Here is an 18,351-nt window from a genome sequence, read left to right as displayed (position 1 = left end):
AAATGACAAAAAAAACAAATTCTTAATATTTATTTCAGGTAAGTAATTCCCGTATTCTTTATTAATATTTTACGCAATCAACCGGCTGCTTTTTTATTTCCCTCCAACCAACTTTTTTATTTCATTTAATTTCAAAAGTGCTTCCACCGGTGTTAAAGTATTTACATCGGTTTTAAGAATATCATCTTTGATTTGCTCAAGAACAGGGTCATTCAATTGAACAAAACTCAGTTGATAATTTTTATTATCTATTTTTTCTTTTTCGGATTTCGTAATGCTTTCAGTCAACGAGTCATTGCTATGTTCTTTTTCAAGGTGCTTAAGAATTTCATTAGCTCTTTTCAGAACATATTCGGGAACACCGGCCATTTTAGCGACATGTATTCCAAAACTATGTTCACTGCCGCCGCAAATAAGCTTTCTCAGAAAAATAACCTTATTGTCAATCTCTCGAATTGATATATTATAATTTTTTATTCTCTGAAAGGACTGTTCCATTTCATTCAGCTCGTGATAATGAGTAGCGAAAAGAGTTTTTGCACGAAACGGATGTTCGTGCAGATATTCGGCAATTGCCCAAGCAATGGAAACGCCGTCATAAGTACTTGTTCCGCGTCCTATTTCATCAAGAAGAATTAAACTTCTTTCAGATAAATTATTTAGAATGCTTGCAGTTTCGGTCATTTCAACCATAAATGTGGATTCTCCCGATGAAATATTATCGGAAGCACCGACTCTTGTAAATATTTTATCAACGATTCCGATTTTTGCGGATTTTGCAGGAACATAACTCCCGATTTGGGCAAGCAAAACTATTAATGCGGTTTGCCTGAGTAATGCGGATTTCCCCGACATATTCGGTCCCGTCAGAATTATTATTTGCTGTGTGTCGGTATCAAGAAAAATGTCGTTGGCAATATACTGCTCACCAAGCGGTAATTGTTGTTCAATAACCGGATGGCGCCCTTCCTTTATATCAATTATTTTCGATTCATTAATTTCAGGACGAGTATAATTAAATTTTCGTGCAACGAATGCAAACGACAATAAGCAATCCAGGTTTGCAATTAATGAAGCATTGAGCTGAATGGGCTGAATATAGTCAGCAACGCTTAACACCAGAGCATTGAATATTTTTGTTTCAAGTGCAACTATTTTTTCTTCCGCACCAAGAATTTTTTCTTCATAATGTTTCAATTCCTCGGTAACGTATCTTTCGGCATTTGCAAGCGTTTGCTTTCTGAGCCATTCCGTGGGCACTTTATCTTTATGAGTATTTCTTACCTCCAGATAATATCCGAAAACGCTGTTATATGAAATTTTCAAAGACGAAATTCCTGTTTTCTCAATTTCGCGATGCTGAATTGTTACAAGATAATCTTTTCCCGAAAACAAAAGTTCCCGCAATTCATCGAGTTCGGTCGAAACGCCTTTCTTTATAACATTTCCTTTTGCCACAATTACTGATGGTTCTTCAATAATTTCATCTTCAATTTTTTTCCTTATGAGAATGCATAAATTAAGTTGTTCGGCAACTTTGAGTAAAAATTTATTTTCGGTTTTTTCACATTCTGATTTTATTGTTTCAACAGCATACAAAGCATTTTTAAGTTGAATTATTTCTCTCGGATTAACTTTCCCGACAGATATTTTTGAAATAAGGCGTTCCAAATCACCTGTTTTCTTAATGCTTTGCTCCAGCATTTCCGAAAATTCGTTGTTTTTTAAAAGAAATCCGACAATATCATGTCGTTCTTCAATTGATGATATGTCTTTCAATGGAAGATTGAGCCACTTCTTAAGCATTCGGGCACCCATCGGAGAAATCGTGTAGTCAATAACATCAAGAAGTGTTTTTGCATTTTCATTAGTCGAATAAAAAAGTTCGAGGTTTCGTGCAGTAAATTTATCAAGCCAAACGAAATGGTCTTCTTCGATTCTTGAAATTTTGCAAATATGTTGAAGGTGCGATTGCTGGGTTTCATTCACATAATGCAAAACCGAACCTGCAGCAATTATTCCGCAATTCAGATTTTCAATTCCGAAACCTTTTAAAGATGTTGTTTGAAACTGCTTCAACAAAACATCGTTTGCGTAGTCGGTAGTATAAACCCATTCATCAAGGGAGTATGTATAAAATTTATTTCCGAAGTTTTCAAAAAAATCCTTTTTGCTATTTTTCGGAATTACCACTTCGCTTGGATTAAAACTTTGCAAAAGCTTATCAATATATTCAAGCGAACCTTGAGCAACATAAAACTCGCCCGTAGTAACATCCAGAAATGCAACACCTGTATTTTTTTTATCAATAAAAATTCCGGCAAGATAATTATTTGATTTGTGGTCTAATATTTTGTCGCTGAAAGAAATTCCGGGTGTAACAATTTCAGTAATTCCTCTTTTCACAACTCCTTTAGCAAACTTAGGGTCTTCGAGCTGGTCGCATATTGCAACACGAAATCCTGCTTTTACTAATTTTGGCAAATATGTATCAATTGCATGATGCGGAAATCCGGCAAGTTCAGTTGAAGAAGCGGAACCATTAGAACGACGCGTAAGAATTATTCCGAGAATTTTTGATGTTTTAATTGCATCTTCCCCGAATGTTTCATAAAAATCTCCCACCCTGAATAAAAGAAGCGCATCAGGGTATTTTGCTTTGATAGATGCATATTGCTTCATCAAAGGTGTGTCAACAACTGTTTCGGTTAGTTTAGTCAATTTTTTTTATTTTTTTTACAAAAATATAAAGTTTTGTATTAATTTCTGCAAGATACTTTAATTTAAAATTACTCTATAAAACAGATTACTAAATTACATTTTTTAAAATAAAATTTATTAACACATAGTTATTTTGTGGAAATTGAAATAAAAGAAATGGACTAAACAAAAAAGTTTTATAAAAAAAGCATTACATTTTCATCACGTAAAAATCCATCCGTCACATAAGTAAATATTATAGAGGTAAACAAGCCAAATAATATTATATAATGATAATACCGACAGAAAAAGTATTTTCACAATATCTTTTATATATCTCAGAGAATAAATAAAAATCAAATCAAGAAATAAAGTAAGAAATCCGCTGTCGTTAAAATTTAACTGAGGTTCAAGTTTAGGCACGCTCACAATCATAAACAGGCTTGCTATCAGGATAAAAATAATTGAAATAATAAAATTATTTAACTTTATTTCTTTGATTTTTGGGTAGAGGCAGAATAAATATATGTATAAAAAAGGAGAAGCAAATACATAACGATGCAATCCATTAAGTGAGCCACCCTGGTAAAATAACACAAAAGCAAAAACTCCCCAGAAATAAACTATTGAAATATTGAAAAAATATTCTCTGATAAAGTTTTTATCTCCATTGAAAACGCTCTGTATTTCTTTTGCTTTCTCCGACTTCAGAAGTTTTATGAAATTATTTACAAGTATGACTGATGAGGGAAGGAGCACAAAAAATATTGCAAATATATTCATTCCATAAGCTTCAATCGACCAGTCGGTAAGTTTATGCGGAATGCTGAAAGCCATTTTCCAGTTGTTATAATTTGCCTCAAAGTATTTTAAAAATGAACCTGAATTCAAATAAAACATAAAAAAAACTATGAGCGTTCCTATCAACAGGGGAAATAATTTTAATGAAAGTTCCTTAATAAAATAAGAAAAGTTTTTATGTTTTATGAAATATAAAATATCAATGATAGTAAATGCTAAACCTACAATTATAAATATAGGTCTTGTCATTGCAAAAAGTTGTATTCCCACAAAAAACGCCCGGTATTTGTTTTTCATAAGTCCCCACATTGCCAGTGCAAATGTAAAAACGAACAAAGCTTCTGCATAAGGCATATAAAAAACAACTATTGTAGGTAATAACAAGGAAATAATAAAAACGCAAAACTTATCTGTCAAAGACATTCCGACATCCTTAAAAAAAAATATTGAAAATAAAATTACTGAAAAGCCGAAAAGTAAATAATTAAATAATCCGATAAGAGTAATATCAATATTCAGGACTTTCCATACCAGCGGAAACAATGGGAAAAAAGCATATTCCCAATCTCCGTTATTATAATAGTTTTCACGAATATCGAAATAGTTTCCTCCATCCCACCTAAGTGTATTCTGCGAATCCCTGTAATAAAAAGGTTTATTTACTTTCCAGACATTTGTTTTTTTTACTGCATCTCTGACGTATGTGTGTGTTACTTTTTTTAATGTTGCATTATATATTGCGGGATTTTGAAATAATTTAAAAATAAAAAAGGTACATAGAAATAAACAGATAACAATAATTATTTTGAAACAGATGAAATTTCTTTCGGAACTCAACAGGGTTTCGATTTTCATTAAAGGAATTATTTATTTTCTTTAATCAGTTTTTCCATTTTATTTCTGGTTTTTTCAAAAAGCACTTCAAGAATTTTTTTGTTTTCGGGAGAAGAATCTTTTAGCTTGTCAATAAGTATTTCCTGTAATATTTCAAAACCAGGTCTACCTGGAAGGGTTTCCGTTTGATTCATATAATATTCATACGCCAAATTGTTTACAAAGTAATTCAACTCGTTTCCACGTCTTAACCTGTCAATTTGCAAATGGTTTATGATGAATTCAGGTTCTCTCAAAAGTAATTTAACCGTGTGACATCCTAACACTTCAGAAAGATAACCTCCTGAAATGGAATTTAATCTTATAAATAAATAATAATAAAGTGGAGCTGATGCTGTGTCCTTACTCCTTACAGCGCTATCAAGCAAATCAAGAGTTTGTTTAATGTCTTCATCTAAGGCATACTTGCCTGCATAACAATCCCTTAAATATTGAGTGATATTTTTATCATTGAGAATTTTAATTTTTTGTTGTGCAGATAAATTTTCCCAGTAAATGAATTTTTTATTCTGAGCATTTAAAAGCAAACCGGTAATGATAAACATAAATATCAGAACCTTTATTTTCATAGTTTCAGCTTTTTTAGGACAGCATTTTATTTTACAAATATACATTTTATTTTATTAATTTGAATTTTGAATTATTTTTAAGCTGCATTTTTTATTTTCTGCTGTATTAGTTTGATTAAATTGTTGCCATTCGTGTTTTATGCAATGTTTTTTCAATAATCTTATCATGAGTGATTTTAAAAAAAATCTAAAATCGTATCTATTACCTACAGGAAAAATTCTCTGTTTTGCTTTGCATTTCATACACATTCTAATGTTTTAACAACTGATTTTTCACTTAAACTAAAAAAGTTGTTTATTTCTGAAAATAATTTTGTATTTTTACTTCATATACATGATTTTTTGTTTTTTTACTCTAAAATAACTACATGATTCAGAGTTATAAAGAATCTATGGTGTTTTTTTTATTAACTTTTTATGAGCATTTATTTTTTTGTAAAAGTCGAGTAAAATAATTAAAATCACTTTTAACCATAGAGATGCCTATTAAAAACAAATAGTACAAAACATGTAACTAACTATGATTTACTTTTTAGAAAACTTTAACTTTCTTTTAAAACAAAATCAATTATCATTAGAAAAAATTTCTGATAAAACAAAAATATCTGTTGATGAAATTGAAAAAATTAAAAAAGGTTTAATTGAACCAAATTTACTGCAATTGCTGACGATTTCAGAAGTTTTAAATTATCCAACAGATAGAATTTTGAAAGAAAACATTTCAAAAACACAACAATTACTTGAAAATTTTAATTTCAAAATGCTTATGCTTGATGTAGATGGTGTGCTGACGGATGGTGGAATGTATTATACTCAAAATTGTGATGAATACAAAAAATTCGATACTAAAGATGGAATGGCAATTAAGAAACTTACAAATGCTGCTTATAATGTGGGCTTTGTGAGTTCAGGAATAAATGAAACAATAATTCGTAAAAGAGCCGAATTGCTGGGAGTGCAAATGATTTATGTCGGAACATGGGATAAACTTGGTGTTGTTGAGAAGTGGAGCAAAGAACTTGAAATAGGTTTGGAAAATATGGCATACATTGGGGATGATGTTAATGATTTTGCAATTATGCAAAAAGTTGGTTTGAGTGCCTGTCCTGCTGATTCTGTGGGAAAAATAAAAGAAATTGCAAAAATTATTCTTTCAAAAAAAGGCGGTGAAGGTTGTGTTCGTGAGTTTGTTGATAATTATTTGATGAAAATAGAATAATTTAATATTTATTTAAAATCAAGAAATAACAAAAATGAAAAAAATATTATTTATTACACTAATCTAGATCGGATGGAATATCCATCCATATCAGAAAACAATAAATATTATTAAGGAAGTTTGTATACAGAATGTGTAAGTGTATATCGGTATGGTAGTAAATGAATTGAAGCCACAACAAGAAAGTATAAATATTTACCCTAAGCCCGCCGCAAGCAGAAATAGAAATTTCAAACTTGCAAGGGCAATTAATAAAAACCATTGCAACAAGCGATAAAAAAACAAGTGTTGATGTTTCGGCATTTCCATGCGGAATGTATGTTGTGAAAGTTAAAACGGGAAAAGGAATGGCGGTCAAGAAGTTTGTAAAAAATTAAAACTTTTATTGTTTACAAAAGTTTAAAGCCATCAGACAAAATAAATCTGATGGCTTTTTTATAAAAATTTTCTATCTCATCAGAATTAATTCAAATTTTAAAATAAATTTGCAGAAAATTAAATCATTATTTATGGCTAATCCTTTATTCTTCACTAAATCGCTCAGCAAACTTATGGACGAAGCATCAGGCGAAGGTCATGGTTTGAAACGGGCATTGAATGCAACCAATCTCACAACGCTCGGAATAGGAGCAATAATCGGAGCTGGTATTTTCGTATTAACCGGACAGGCGGCGGCTCAATATGCCGGACCTGCTATTGTTATTTCATTCATCATTTCAGGAATTGCATGTGCCTTTGCAGGATTATGTTATGCTGAATTTGCTTCGATGATTCCTATTGCGGGAAGTGCATACACGTATGCTTATTCGACACTTGGAGAATTTCTCGCATGGATTATCGGCTGGGATTTAATACTCGAATATCTTTTCGCAGCTTCCACTGTTGCTGTCGGCTGGTCTGGATATGCAGTAAGTTTTCTTAAAGATTTCGGGATTTACATTCCTGCTCAATTCACCGCAGCTATGGGTTCAACATTGGTTGACATACCAGGTATGGGATGGAAAGCAATTACCAGTAATTTATCTGCTGAATTAATTTCAAAAGGAATAAATATTGATGCACTTCCTCATATAACTGCTGTTTGTAATCTGCCTGCTATGTTTGTTGTGGCTGCATTGACAGCCCTTCTCGTAATCGGCATAAAAGAATCAGCAAACTTCAATAATATTATGGTAATTGTAAAAGTTATAGTAATAATAATGTTTATATGCATCGGGTTCGCTTTTGTAATGAACGATAACTGGACACCTTTTATTCCAAAAAATACCGGCGAGTTCGGACATTTCGGATGGAGCGGAATACTGCGTGGTGCAGGTGTAATTTTCTTTGCATATATCGGTTTTGATGCTGTTTCAACGGCGGCACAGGAAGCAAAAAATCCGCAAAAGCACATGCCGATTGGAATTTTGGGTTCTCTCACCATTTGCACAATTTTATACATTCTCGTTGCAATTGTACTAACAGGAATTGTTAGTTACACTTTTTTAAATGTTCCCGACCCTGTCGCAGTTGGCGTAAATGCTATGGGTGCAAGCATGTTCTGGTTGAGACCAATAATTAAAATTGCCGCAATCGCAGGATTAAGTTCAGTTGTTCTCGTAATGTTAATGGGACAACCAAGAATTTTTTATTCAATGTCAAATGATGGCTTATTGCCTCCCGTATTTTCTAAAGTTCATAAAAAATTTAAAACTCCTTATATAAGTCAAATTCTTACAGGTATTGTGGCAGTTGTCTTAGCAGGAATTTTGCCTATAAGTATTCTGGGTGAATTAGTTTCTATCGGTACTTTGCTGGCATTCGCGATAGTTTGTGTGAGCGTGATAATTTTAAGAAAGAAAAGACCTGAAATAAATCGTCCTTTTAAAACACCATGGGTCCCATTAATTCCGATTTTAGGTGCATTTACCTGTCTTGCCCAGATGGCTGCTTTACCATTAGACACATGGCTGCGGCTTATAATATGGATGGCAATTGGTTTTGCAATTTATTTCTGGTATGGAGTTAAACATAGCAAGATAAGAAATGAACAATCGAATATTCGAACAAAAGAATAATCGAACATTCGAATATTCAAAACAATTTTGAATGAAGCATTTTTTTAAAGAATATTTCACTTTCACAAGAACCGAAAGAAACGGGGCTTTTGTTTTAATATCCATAATAATTATCCTTCTTTTATTTTTGATTTTTTCAAAATATTTTTTCAAAAAAACACAAACTGATTTTTCGGAATTCAAAAAGCAAATTTATGAATTTACTTCTTCTCAAAAATCAGATTCGGTAAAGGATTCAAACGAAACACCCTTGCACACTTATTTTACTGAAAAAGATTTACCCGTAAAAAGAGACCTTTTTTATTTTAATCCTAATAATTTGCCCGAAAATAAATGGAAAGAACTTGGATTAAGCAACAGGCAAATTAAAATAATTAAAAACTACGAATCAAAAGGCGGAAAGTTTTTCAGAAAGGAAGATTTAAAAAAGATTTACGGAATTACAGAAAAAAATTATGCCACTTTATCACCATACATTGTAATTCCCGATAATAAAGAAAAACAAATAAATAATTTTACTGAGCGAAAATTCGGAAAAAATAAAAATATAATTGAACTGAATTCTGCCGATACTAATGATTTAAAAACACTAAAAGGAATCGGTTTGTCATTTGCAAAACGGATTATTAAATACAGAAATCTGCTTGGCGGTTTTTATAAAAAAGAACAATTGCTCGAAGTATGGGGAATTGACAGCTCAAAGTATTTTCAGTTTTCAGATTTTGTTGAAATAAATTCTACTCTCATAAAAAAAATAAATATAAATTCAACAAATGTTGAAGAACTAAAAACACACCCATATATAAAGTACAACATAGCAAATGCAATTGTAAATTACAGAAAGCAGCACGGAAATTACAAAACTATCGCAGATATTAAAAAGATTGTATTAATTGATGAAAAAATATTTCAAAAAATTTCACCTTATTTGAAAATTGAATGAGCATTAATTGTTTTTTTTAATACTTTAGCAAATTAAAAACTATAATTTTTATGGATAATAAAGGAAACAAAGAATTATTTGGTCATCCTGTAGGTTTGTATTTAGTTTCATTTACTGCCATCTGGGAACGTTTTAGTTATTATGGAATGCGGGCATTCTTAATTCTGTATATGATTAATGACATTTCCAAACCGGGAAATGCAGACGCAAGATTAGGCGGATTGGGAATACCTGAAGGATATGCAGGAATAATTTATGGGATTTTTACAGGAATGTGCTATTTATTAGCATTACCCGGAGGAATTGTTGCAGATAGATATTTAGGAAAAAGACGCTCTATAATTGTTGGGAGTATATTTATTATTTTCGGACTATTTACTCTGGCTTTTAACAATGGTCAATACATGTTTTTTGTCGGACTTTCTCTGCTTGCAATTGGCAACGGCTTTTTCAAACCGGCTGCACCTGCTTTGATTGGCGATTTATATGAGCAAGGAGATAAAAGAAAAGATAGTGCATTTACTATTTTCTATACCTTATTCAACGGAGGAGCTTGCCTCGCTCCTATTATTTGCGGTATTTTCGCTGAAGAATACGCTTATAAATATGGTTTTCTAATCGCAGGTACAGGTATGGTTACCGGTTTACTTGCATACTTACTTGCAGGACAGAAATTACTTGGCGATACAGGCAAACACGTTGTTCAAAAACAAGACAAAGAAAATAAAATCGAGAAAATTCCTTTAACAAAAGAAGAAAAAGACAGAATCAGGGTTATATTTATTATTATATTTTTCGTTACTTTCTTCTGGATGGGCTTTGAACAAGCCGGCAGCACTTTTAATATTTTTTCAAAAAACTTTATCGACAGAACAATTGGCAGCTGGGAAGTTCCAAATTCTTGGTTCCAGTCAATAAATCCATTATTTATTTTAGCACTGGGAACTGTTTTTTCTGCAATATGGTTATTTCTTGCAAAAAGAGATAAGAATCCTTCAATACCAGCAAAAATGGGATATGGAACAATTATTTTAGGTGCAGGATTTCTTTTTATGATAGGCGCTATTCTTCAACGTGGAGGCGAAAATCCTGATGTAACAATAAAAGCCAATATGTTATGGGTAGTAGCCACTTATTTTTTTCATACAATTGCGGAATTATTTGTTTCTCCCATAGGATTATCAATGATTTCAAGATTAGCTCCTCAAAGCAGAACTTCTTTTTTTATGGGAATCTGGTTCGTGAGCATTTTTCTTGCAAACACTATTGGTGGCTTTATGGTTGGATTCGCAAATCAATTTGGTTATTTTGCAGTTTATCTAACCATAGCTATCTATATAGTTTCATTAGGATTAATAATGTTGCTTTTATCAAAAAAATTGCTTGCTATGACTCATGGTAAAGGATAAACTGCAAGTTAAAAATGTTTGTTGTTTGTAGTTTTAAAAAAAATGTTCAATGTTATTTGCTATCAGACAACTTTAAACTATCTTTATGAATAAAATACTAATTTCAATCGCTTTGCTGATAGTGATTTCTGCTGTTGTTGCTTCTTGCTGTTGCAAACATAAATGCTGTAAAAACAAACAGGATTTATCGCAATACAAATCTATCGGCTATATTTATAAAACATATCAGGGACCATGTCAGAAAAAACTTGAATGTGAAGACAAGCCCATTAAAATAAAAGGATATGTGGATTATGGTAATGTTAATTTTAAATCTCCATATTCGTATGATAAGTTTTTTCTGAAAGATAAAGAAAGCAATACGATTATAGAAATTAAAACAATTGCTGCCGATAATGCTCCGATTTTTGACAAACTTAAACAAAGAAATGGCGACAAAATTCTTTATATCACAGGTGTTGCTGTAGGTTTCGATGCAGCTATTAATGGCAGTTGTAAAAGAGCATTGTCAATTATCATTGATAAAGCTGATGATATCTTTTTTGAAAAATAAAAATCTGATGAATTTTAGTATTTCTTCTAAAAACTTTCCAAACGAAATTGAAAATTCACATCTTTCAATAGAAATACGCCTCGATGGTTTTTCATTTTGTATTGTAGATTTGAATAAAAACAAACTCATTGCTCTGGAAAGTCGCGATTTAAAAGACATTAAAACATTTTCGCATTTATCGGAAATTATTTTCGAAAAAATTAAAACTAATGCACTTCTTAAAAATCATTTTAAATCGGCAAGTGCAGCTTTTGTAAATAATAAATCAACTCTTATTCCTTCTCAGCTTTTCGATTCGCAGAACATTAAAAATTATATCGGTTTTTCCGATTTCATGGACTTCAACTCGGAAATAGCTAAATACGATAAACTTAGAAATATTGATGCTTTTAACGTATTTGCCATTCCCGAAAATATTGAAAAAATATTTACCGAACGTTTCAACAATATCAGAATATTGCATTTTTCAAGCTGTTTAATTGATAATGTTATTTCACAAAATCAAAGTTTAAATTCTGTTTTTGTTAATATTTATAATTCGCACTTCGAAGTTGTAATTGCTGAAAATAAAAACCTGAAGTTTTATAATACTTTTAAATATCATACTAAAGAAGACGTTCTTTATTATTTGCTTTTTGTATTGGAACAATTAAAACTAAAGCCGGAAAGCGCCAAAATAGTTTTGTCCGGTTTGATTAATAATAAAACGTCAATATTTATTTTGCTTTCGAAATATATTGCCAACATTGATTTTGCAAAATTAAATGACAATTTCGATTGTAGTGAACTCAGGGAAAAGATAAACCCTAATTATTATTTCAATATTATAAACCAGCATTTATGCGTGTTGTAAGTGGAATATACAAAAGTCGCCGCATAAATGTTCCGGCAAATCTTCCTGTACGTCCCACAACTGATTTTGCAAAAGAATCGCTTTTTAATATTCTGAACAACAGAATTCATTTCGAAGAAATTTCGGTGCTCGACTTGTTTGCAGGCACAGGCAGCATTTCACTCGAATTTATTTCAAGAGGTGCAAAAGATGCTGTTTGTGTTGATGTAAATTTTAGTTGTATTAAATTTATTAAAAAAATTATTGAAGAATTTAAGCTTGAAAACTTACATCCTGTGAATAAAAATGTCTTTACATATTTGAATTATTGCCAAAATAAATTCGATATTATCTTTGCCGACCCTCCTTACGATATGGAAGGCATAGAAACTATTCCCGAAATAGTTTTCAGTAAAAATATTTTAAACAAAAACGGATGGCTTATTGTTGAACATTCAAACAAAATTAATTTTTCGCAACATCAGCATTTCTGCGAATTGAGAAAATATGGAAACGTTAATTTTAGTTTGTTTTATCTATAGTCATTAATACCATTTTCAATAAACTTCATTATTCGTTATTTGATTTTTTTAATTGTTTAATTGCTAAATTATTTGTGGCTCCCCCATTGTGCTATCCCTATATTATCGGAAGTAGTCAAACAACTAAGAAAATTTATTTTCCATCAACATTTTTTAAAAAATAAAATCATATATTTGTAGCTGAAATAATTAGAAAATAATTTTCTTAAAAAAATCATAAAAACATTATTTAAAAAAATGGAAACACTCGAAAAAACAACTACTGAAAAATTAATAATTGGGAGCACTCAAAGAGTACAACAATTAAAAAAAGACCTTGTTTCAAAAGCATGTTACAACGGAAAGTATGAAAAAGGTATTTACGTGGACATTGACAGAGCAAACTTATACACCGAAGCATATAAAAATTTTCAATCTGATGAACCAGTAATCAGAAGAGCAAAAGTTTTGAAATACGTACTTTCAAATATCCCGATTTCTATTTTGGATAACGAATTAATTGTTGCAAATCCTCATGCCGACCCGCATGCACTGCCTATTTTTCCCGAAATAAATGTAACCTTGCTCACTGAAGCAATTGCAGATGGATATGTACTTGATAAAGATAAAGAAACTGCCGAAGAACTTGTAAAATTCTGGACAGGAAAAACCATTGCAAGTAAAGTTGCCGAGAACATGAGCGAACAAACCAAAGATATTGTCAACACTGCTTCATCTTTTATTTCTTTCACATGGAAAGACGGAATACAGCATTGCGTACCCGATTGGGATTACACATTTGCAAACGGCACAAATAACATAAGAAAAAAAATCAAAGAAAAATTCGACGAAGTTTTTAATGAAATTGATAAAGGAAATTCCACACAATTATCCGAACTCATCAATAAGAGATACCAATACGAAGCAATGCTTATCTCGCTTGATGCACTTGAAATATTTACCGACAGATTCAGCAAACTTGCATCGGAAATGGCATCAAAAGAAAAAGATTCCAAAAGAGCAGAAGAATTTAAAAAAATAAGCAAAATACTTTCAAAAGTTCTTAAAAACAAACCCGAAAGTTTCCATGAAGCATGTCAGGGATTTTACTTTTTACATCTTATTCTGAATTGTATTGACAGTGCTTCCTTTGGCTCGCTATGCAGAATAGACCAGTGTTTATGGCAATTTTATGAAAAAGATGTGATTATTGAAAAAAATATCACAAGGACGGAAGCGCATGAATTAATAGAATGTCTGATTTTAAAAGTAGAAGCATTAGGCGGATTTTTCTCAAGAGTACGAAGAATGCACTTCGAAGGAAACGGTGCATTGCCGATATGGACAATAGGCGGAATGAACAAAGATGGCTCAGATGCGTGCAACGAATTAACCGACACAGTGCTTCAGGCAGCAAGGAGTGTTCGCTGCAATCAGCCAACCATATCTATACTGTATCACAAAAAAATGAGAAGTTCGTCTTTGGCAGAAGCGATTAAAACCGTTAGAACCGGCTTGGGTTATCCTTCATTCACTAATACAAACTGGGCGGTTTCAAGTTTGATGAGACAAGGCATGCCAATAGAAGCAGCAAGAAATGCCGGCGTTGTAGGTTGTGTTTCTGTTTGCCCTGTTGATTCATGCAATACAACAAAACGTCTTGCCCTTGAAATTATCGCTGCGAAAGCGGTAGAACTTGCATTAAATGAAGGCAAATGCATTATTACAGGAAAACAATTAGGACCAAAAGAAAAACCTGCCACAGAATTTAAAACTTACGAAGAAATTTTTGAAGCAGTAAAAAAACAATATGAATTTTCGGTTAAAACAGCAGTAAATGTTCGCAATCTTTCTAGACATTTCGAAAAACTTTATCGTCCAAATCCGCTCGCATCATCTTTTCACAGAACACCTTTAGAAAAAGGAATTGACGCTGTGAATTATGAAGATTATCCAAACAATTACTGGCTGAATATAATTGGTGCAGTAAATGTGATTAACTCTTTAACTGTAATTAAAAAACTTGTTTTTGAAGATAAGAAATATGCTATTGCAGATTTCGTGAAAGCGATGAAATCCAATTGGCAAGGATTGGAAAGCTTCAGACAGGAAGTAATCAACAAGGTTCCTAAATTCGGAAATGATAATCCTTATGTTGATAAAATTGCTTATGAAGTGCTTAAAACATTTTCAGATATTGCCGAAAAATCTTATGATATTAATGGCGGTTATTGGTCTATTTTAGCTCAGAGCGTTTCCATCTATCAGTCCACAGCAAAAATGACAAGTGCATTGCCCGATGGCAAAATGCTCGGATTCCCGCTTGCAGATGGAGGAATTTCACCCGACCATGGCACCGACAAAAACGGAATATTTGCAGTATTAAATTCAGGAAGCAAAATTGACCATCACAGAACAAAAGGAATGTTGCTAAACCAATGGATTGCTCCCGAAATGCTCGAAGGTGAAGAAGGAATAGAATGGATGAAAGCACTGATGGAAATGTGGGCAGACAAAGGACTTTCACAGGCTCAGTTTAACGTTGTTGACCCAAAAGTTCTGCGGGCTGCACAGAAAAATCCGGAAAAATATCCACACCTTACAGTAAGAGTATCGGGCTACACAGCCAATTGGGTGAAGCTTACAAAAGAATTACAGGAAATGATACTTGCCAGAACTGTTCAGGTAAATTAACCGATGGAGAAAATCTTAATAACAAAAATTGTTAAGGATTCTGTTTTAGATGGACCGGGATGCAGGTATGTTGTATTTGTTAAAGGATGCAATCTAAACTGTCCATGGTGCCATAATCCTGAAACAAAATCACCCGAACAGGAAATATTCACTTATTCTAAATTCTGCATTCATTGTGGTGAATGTGTTAAAGCAAGCACTTCAAATTCTCTTTCAGATATAACACCTGTTGTTGTTGACAATAAAAACGCGAAGGATTTTTTCAGAGCAGTTGAAGAATGTCCCACAAATACTCTTGAATACGCAGGAACAGAATATTCCACCGATGATATTATTTCCGATATGCAGAAATTTAATATCATGTATTCCAAAACCAAAGGCGGACTCACAATATCAGGCGGCGACCCATTATTTGTTTCCGATTTTTCTTTCGAACTATTTAAAAAAGCAAAAGATGCAGGATTTCACACAGCAGCAGATACTGCTCTAACATATAAATATGATTTGATAGAAAAGTTTATTCCTGTTGTTAATCTTTGGTTAATTGATTTGAAACATACAAGAGATAAAAATGTAAAATCAGATTTGGTAATTGAAAATTTATTGAAATTATCAAAAAAAACAAACATTCATATTTGGATTAGAGTTCCTGTAATTCCTGATTATAACGATACGGAAACAATATGGAATGAAATGGCATTAATATTAAAAGAAGCGGGAAAAGCAATAGAGCAAGTTTCGCTTTTACCATTTCATCCTTACGGTTTAGCAAAATATGAAGCATTAAATTTTAATTACAAATTTGCCAAGTACGAACATTTAAACAATGATGTTATTGAAAATGCAAAAAAAATATTTTCAAAATATCTTAACTCTGAAATACTAACAACAGGCAAAAGAATTTTACAAGGTTAGTTAAAAAAAAATTAACCACAAAGTACACAAAAGTTTTCACAAAGTTCACAAAGAAAAATATGACAGAAAACGAAATTGCAAATAAAGTAATTGGTATTGCAATTGAAATCCATAAAGCACTCGGACCAGGTTTGCTGGAAAGTGCTTACAAGGAATGTATGTATTACAAAATCGGAAAATCAGGATTATATATTGAAAAAGAAAAACCAATGCCATTAATTTATGAAGAAGTAAAATTAGATTGTGGTTACAGGATTGATTTATTAGTCGAAAAGAAATTAGTGATAGAAATAAAAAGTGTTGATGCCTTAAATGATATTCACATAGCTCAAACATTGACCTATCTAAAACTTGGTAATTATAAACTTGGATTATTGATAAACTTTAATGTTGTTTTATTAAAAGATGGAATTAAAAGAATCATTAACGGCACTTTGTGAACTTTGTGTAAAACCTTTGTGTCCTTTGTGGTAAAAAATAATTACAAAAAAAATGCTAATATATTCTAAGAATTAGGGGTAAAAAATAATTTAACTCATACAAAAATAAAAGCACAACTTATGAAAAAACATGAATTAATTTATGATTGGAATGTTCAGGGAATAACTCCTGAAAAACCAAATAAAAAAATCGAATTTGATGATGAAACATTGAGAGATGGCATGCAATCACCAACTATCGAGAATCCCAAAATCAGAGATAAAGTAAAAATTCTTCACCTGATGAATGAATTAAATATTGATTCCGCCGATATTGGTTTGCCCGGTGCAGGTCCTATGGTTGTTGAAGATGTTACTATTCTCGCAAAAGAAATTCGTGATAATAAATTAAATATAAAAGCAAGTTGTGCTGCACGAACAGTAGAAGCAGACATCACACCCATAATTGAAATTTCACAAAAAACAGGAATTCCGATTTGTGTTGATATGTTCATTGGCTCAAGCACTATCAGAAGTTATGCGGAAAACTGGTCAATGGAGAGAATGATGAAAAACACAGAAGGTGCCGTTAAATATGCAAAAAATAATAAATTGCCTGTAATGTATGTTACCGAAGATACAACAAGAGCACATCCCGAAACAATCATGGCATTATATAAATGTGCTATTGAAAACGGAGCTGACAGAATTTGTGTTTGTGATACAGTAGGACACGCCACGCCTTATGGAATCTGGAATCTGATTAAATTTGTTCAGGGTATTATAAAAGAAATGGGAGCTGATGTAAAGCTCGATTTTCATGGTCACAGCGACAGAGGTCTTGCTCTTCCAAATACTATTGCAGCAGTTATTGCAGGAGTTGACAGAGTGCATGGCTGCGGACAAGGTATTGGAGAACGCAGCGGGAACACTCCGATGGATTTGCTTTTGGTTAACCTTAAACTCATGGGTTGGATTGATAATACATTAACTAAATTACCGGAATATTGCAAAGTAATTGCCGAAGCATGCAATATACCTATACCATGCAATTATCCGGTACTTGGCAAAGATGCTTTCAGAACAGCCACAGGCGTTCATGCCGCCACAGTTATAAAAGCCATGAAAAAAGAAAGTGATGTATGGCTGGCTGATGCTGTATATTCAGGCGTTCCGGCAAGTATGGTTGGACGAAAGCAAAAAATTGAAATTGGTCCGATGAGCGGTAAATCAAATGTCATTTTCTGGCTTGAAGAAAGGAACATTAAACCGACAGATAATCTGGTTGAAAATATTTTTAATCACGCAAAGCAATCAAGTACTATTCTACAGGAAGAACAAATTAATAAAGTAATTAATGAAACATCAGGCGTTTTGAATTAGTTTAGAATTTTTAAAACTTCTATATTCGATATTTTCAAGTAATTGGTATAAAGTACGAAGTGATAAGTAAGATGTACGATGGAATTCAAAAATAGAAAAAAATCTAAAATGGAAAGAAAATTGCTAAATTGTTGAATCCAACAATTTAGCAATTTGACAATCTAAAATTTTAAGAGATTTTTATTTAATAACACTCACCCTTCCGATAAATTCATGCTTTGGTCCATCAATTTCTTTTACGACAACTCTGTAAACATAAACACCTACCTGCACCAAATCGCCTGTGTTATTGTACCTTCCATTCCATGGTTTATATAAATCATTGGTTTTGTAAATCAATTCTCCCCAGCGGTTAAAGATGAGCATCGTGAAGTTGCTTGGGTCAATACGGTATCCTTGCGGAATGAATCCTTCATTCAGCAAATCTTTATTCGGACTGAAT

16 protein-coding genes are annotated in these 18,351 nt (G+C 32.2%); 12 read left to right on the top strand and 4 right to left on the bottom strand.

What is annotated here, in order from left to right; translation table 11 throughout:
* Positions 1-93: 93 nt before the first annotated feature.
* The 3 genes from mutS to WC223_07730 all read right to left on the bottom strand — a co-directional run bounded on the left by mutS (position 94) and on the right by WC223_07730 (position 4,964).
* Positions 94-2,682 (bottom strand): DNA mismatch repair protein MutS, encoded by a 2,589-nt coding sequence (mutS, locus tag WC223_07740; GenBank protein MFA6924133.1) that lies wholly within the window; start codon positions 2,680-2,682, stop codon positions 94-96.
* A gap of 240 nt (positions 2,683-2,922) precedes the next feature.
* Positions 2,923-4,356: a hypothetical protein gene (locus WC223_07735; GenBank protein MFA6924132.1), complete on the bottom strand. Its 1,434-nt coding sequence runs from the start codon at positions 4,354-4,356 to the stop codon at positions 2,923-2,925.
* An 8-nt stretch (positions 4,357-4,364) separates the two neighbouring features.
* Positions 4,365-4,964 carry a hypothetical protein gene (locus WC223_07730; protein ID MFA6924131.1) on the bottom strand — a complete coding sequence of 200 codons (600 nt, stop codon included), beginning with the start codon at positions 4,962-4,964 and terminating at the stop codon, positions 4,365-4,367.
* 520 nt (positions 4,965-5,484) lie between these two features.
* On the opposite strand from WC223_07730, the gene WC223_07725 reads away from it, so the two are divergent.
* From WC223_07725 to WC223_07670, 12 genes are all read left to right on the top strand, one after another.
* Positions 5,485-6,183, top strand: coding sequence for an HAD hydrolase family protein (locus WC223_07725; protein MFA6924130.1), 699 nt, complete (start codon positions 5,485-5,487; stop codon positions 6,181-6,183).
* Positions 6,184-6,374: 191 nt separating this feature from the next.
* Complete coding sequence (locus WC223_07720; GenBank protein ID MFA6924129.1) at positions 6,375-6,560, top strand: T9SS type A sorting domain-containing protein; 186 nt, start codon at positions 6,375-6,377, stop codon at positions 6,558-6,560.
* Between the two features lie 132 nt (positions 6,561-6,692).
* Positions 6,693-8,240 (top strand): amino acid permease, encoded by a 1,548-nt coding sequence (locus WC223_07715; GenBank protein MFA6924128.1) that lies wholly within the window; start codon positions 6,693-6,695, stop codon positions 8,238-8,240.
* A 31-nt stretch (positions 8,241-8,271) separates the two neighbouring features.
* Positions 8,272-9,183 carry a helix-hairpin-helix domain-containing protein gene (locus WC223_07710; protein ID MFA6924127.1) on the top strand — a complete coding sequence of 304 codons (912 nt, stop codon included), beginning with the start codon at positions 8,272-8,274 and terminating at the stop codon, positions 9,181-9,183.
* Between the two features lie 50 nt (positions 9,184-9,233).
* Entirely contained in the window at positions 9,234-10,592 is a 1,359-nt protein-coding gene (locus WC223_07705) for a peptide MFS transporter (GenBank protein MFA6924126.1), read from the top strand.
* Positions 10,593-10,677: 85 nt separating this feature from the next.
* The gene (locus WC223_07700; protein MFA6924125.1) at positions 10,678-11,145 is read left to right on the top strand and encodes a hypothetical protein; all 468 of its coding nucleotides are present in this window, start codon (positions 10,678-10,680) and stop codon (positions 11,143-11,145) included.
* Positions 11,146-11,152: 7 nt separating this feature from the next.
* Positions 11,153-11,998 carry a DUF3822 family protein gene (locus WC223_07695; GenBank protein MFA6924124.1) on the top strand — a complete coding sequence of 282 codons (846 nt, stop codon included), beginning with the start codon at positions 11,153-11,155 and terminating at the stop codon, positions 11,996-11,998.
* Positions 11,986-12,519 carry a 16S rRNA (guanine(966)-N(2))-methyltransferase RsmD gene (rsmD, locus tag WC223_07690; GenBank protein MFA6924123.1) on the top strand — a complete coding sequence of 178 codons (534 nt, stop codon included), beginning with the start codon at positions 11,986-11,988 and terminating at the stop codon, positions 12,517-12,519. Before WC223_07695 ends, rsmD begins: the two co-directional genes overlap by 13 nt.
* 237 nt (positions 12,520-12,756) lie before the next feature.
* Entirely contained in the window at positions 12,757-15,192 is a 2,436-nt protein-coding gene (locus WC223_07685) for a pyruvate formate lyase family protein (GenBank protein ID MFA6924122.1), read from the top strand.
* A gap of 3 nt (positions 15,193-15,195) precedes the next feature.
* The gene (locus WC223_07680; GenBank protein ID MFA6924121.1) at positions 15,196-16,107 is read left to right on the top strand and encodes a glycyl-radical enzyme activating protein; all 912 of its coding nucleotides are present in this window, start codon (positions 15,196-15,198) and stop codon (positions 16,105-16,107) included.
* A 59-nt stretch (positions 16,108-16,166) separates the two neighbouring features.
* Entirely contained in the window at positions 16,167-16,547 is a 381-nt protein-coding gene (locus WC223_07675; protein ID MFA6924120.1) for a GxxExxY protein, read from the top strand.
* A 120-nt stretch (positions 16,548-16,667) separates the two neighbouring features.
* On the top strand, positions 16,668-17,909 hold the full coding sequence (locus WC223_07670; GenBank protein MFA6924119.1) for a LeuA family protein: 1,242 nt from the start codon (positions 16,668-16,670) through the stop codon (positions 17,907-17,909).
* Positions 17,910-18,089: 180 nt separating this feature from the next.
* Here WC223_07670 and WC223_07665 read toward each other — a convergent pair.
* A partial coding sequence (locus WC223_07665) for a gliding motility-associated C-terminal domain-containing protein (GenBank protein ID MFA6924118.1) occupies positions 18,090-18,351 on the bottom strand: 262 nt, incomplete at its 5' end.

Source organism: Bacteroidales bacterium (assembly GCA_041671145.1).
Classification (GTDB): Bacteria; Bacteroidota; Bacteroidia; order Bacteroidales; family JAHJDW01; genus JAQUPB01.
Note: the sequence above shows the minus strand (reverse complement) of the source record. Positions and strands in the feature narration are given on the sequence as shown.

Coding starts and splice junctions, on each gene's coding strand:
- WC223_07730 (MFA6924131.1), bottom strand. CDS start 4,964: ATGAAAATAAAGGTTCTGATATTTATGTTTATCATTACCGGTTTGCTT.
- mutS (MFA6924133.1), bottom strand. CDS start 2,682: ATGAAGCAATATGCATCTATCAAAGCAAAATACCCTGATGCGCTTCTT.
- WC223_07685 (MFA6924122.1), top strand. CDS start 12,757: ATGGAAACACTCGAAAAAACAACTACTGAAAAATTAATAATTGGGAGC.
- WC223_07675 (MFA6924120.1), top strand. CDS start 16,167: ATGACAGAAAACGAAATTGCAAATAAAGTAATTGGTATTGCAATTGAA.
- WC223_07735 (MFA6924132.1), bottom strand. CDS start 4,356: ATGAAAATCGAAACCCTGTTGAGTTCCGAAAGAAATTTCATCTGTTTC.
- WC223_07695 (MFA6924124.1), top strand. CDS start 11,153: ATGAATTTTAGTATTTCTTCTAAAAACTTTCCAAACGAAATTGAAAAT.
- WC223_07700 (MFA6924125.1), top strand. CDS start 10,678: ATGAATAAAATACTAATTTCAATCGCTTTGCTGATAGTGATTTCTGCT.
- rsmD (MFA6924123.1), top strand. CDS start 11,986: ATGCGTGTTGTAAGTGGAATATACAAAAGTCGCCGCATAAATGTTCCG.
- WC223_07705 (MFA6924126.1), top strand. CDS start 9,234: ATGGATAATAAAGGAAACAAAGAATTATTTGGTCATCCTGTAGGTTTG.
- WC223_07715 (MFA6924128.1), top strand. CDS start 6,693: ATGGCTAATCCTTTATTCTTCACTAAATCGCTCAGCAAACTTATGGAC.
- WC223_07680 (MFA6924121.1), top strand. CDS start 15,196: ATGGAGAAAATCTTAATAACAAAAATTGTTAAGGATTCTGTTTTAGAT.
- WC223_07670 (MFA6924119.1), top strand. CDS start 16,668: ATGAAAAAACATGAATTAATTTATGATTGGAATGTTCAGGGAATAACT.
- WC223_07725 (MFA6924130.1), top strand. CDS start 5,485: ATGATTTACTTTTTAGAAAACTTTAACTTTCTTTTAAAACAAAATCAA.
- WC223_07710 (MFA6924127.1), top strand. CDS start 8,272: ATGAAGCATTTTTTTAAAGAATATTTCACTTTCACAAGAACCGAAAGA.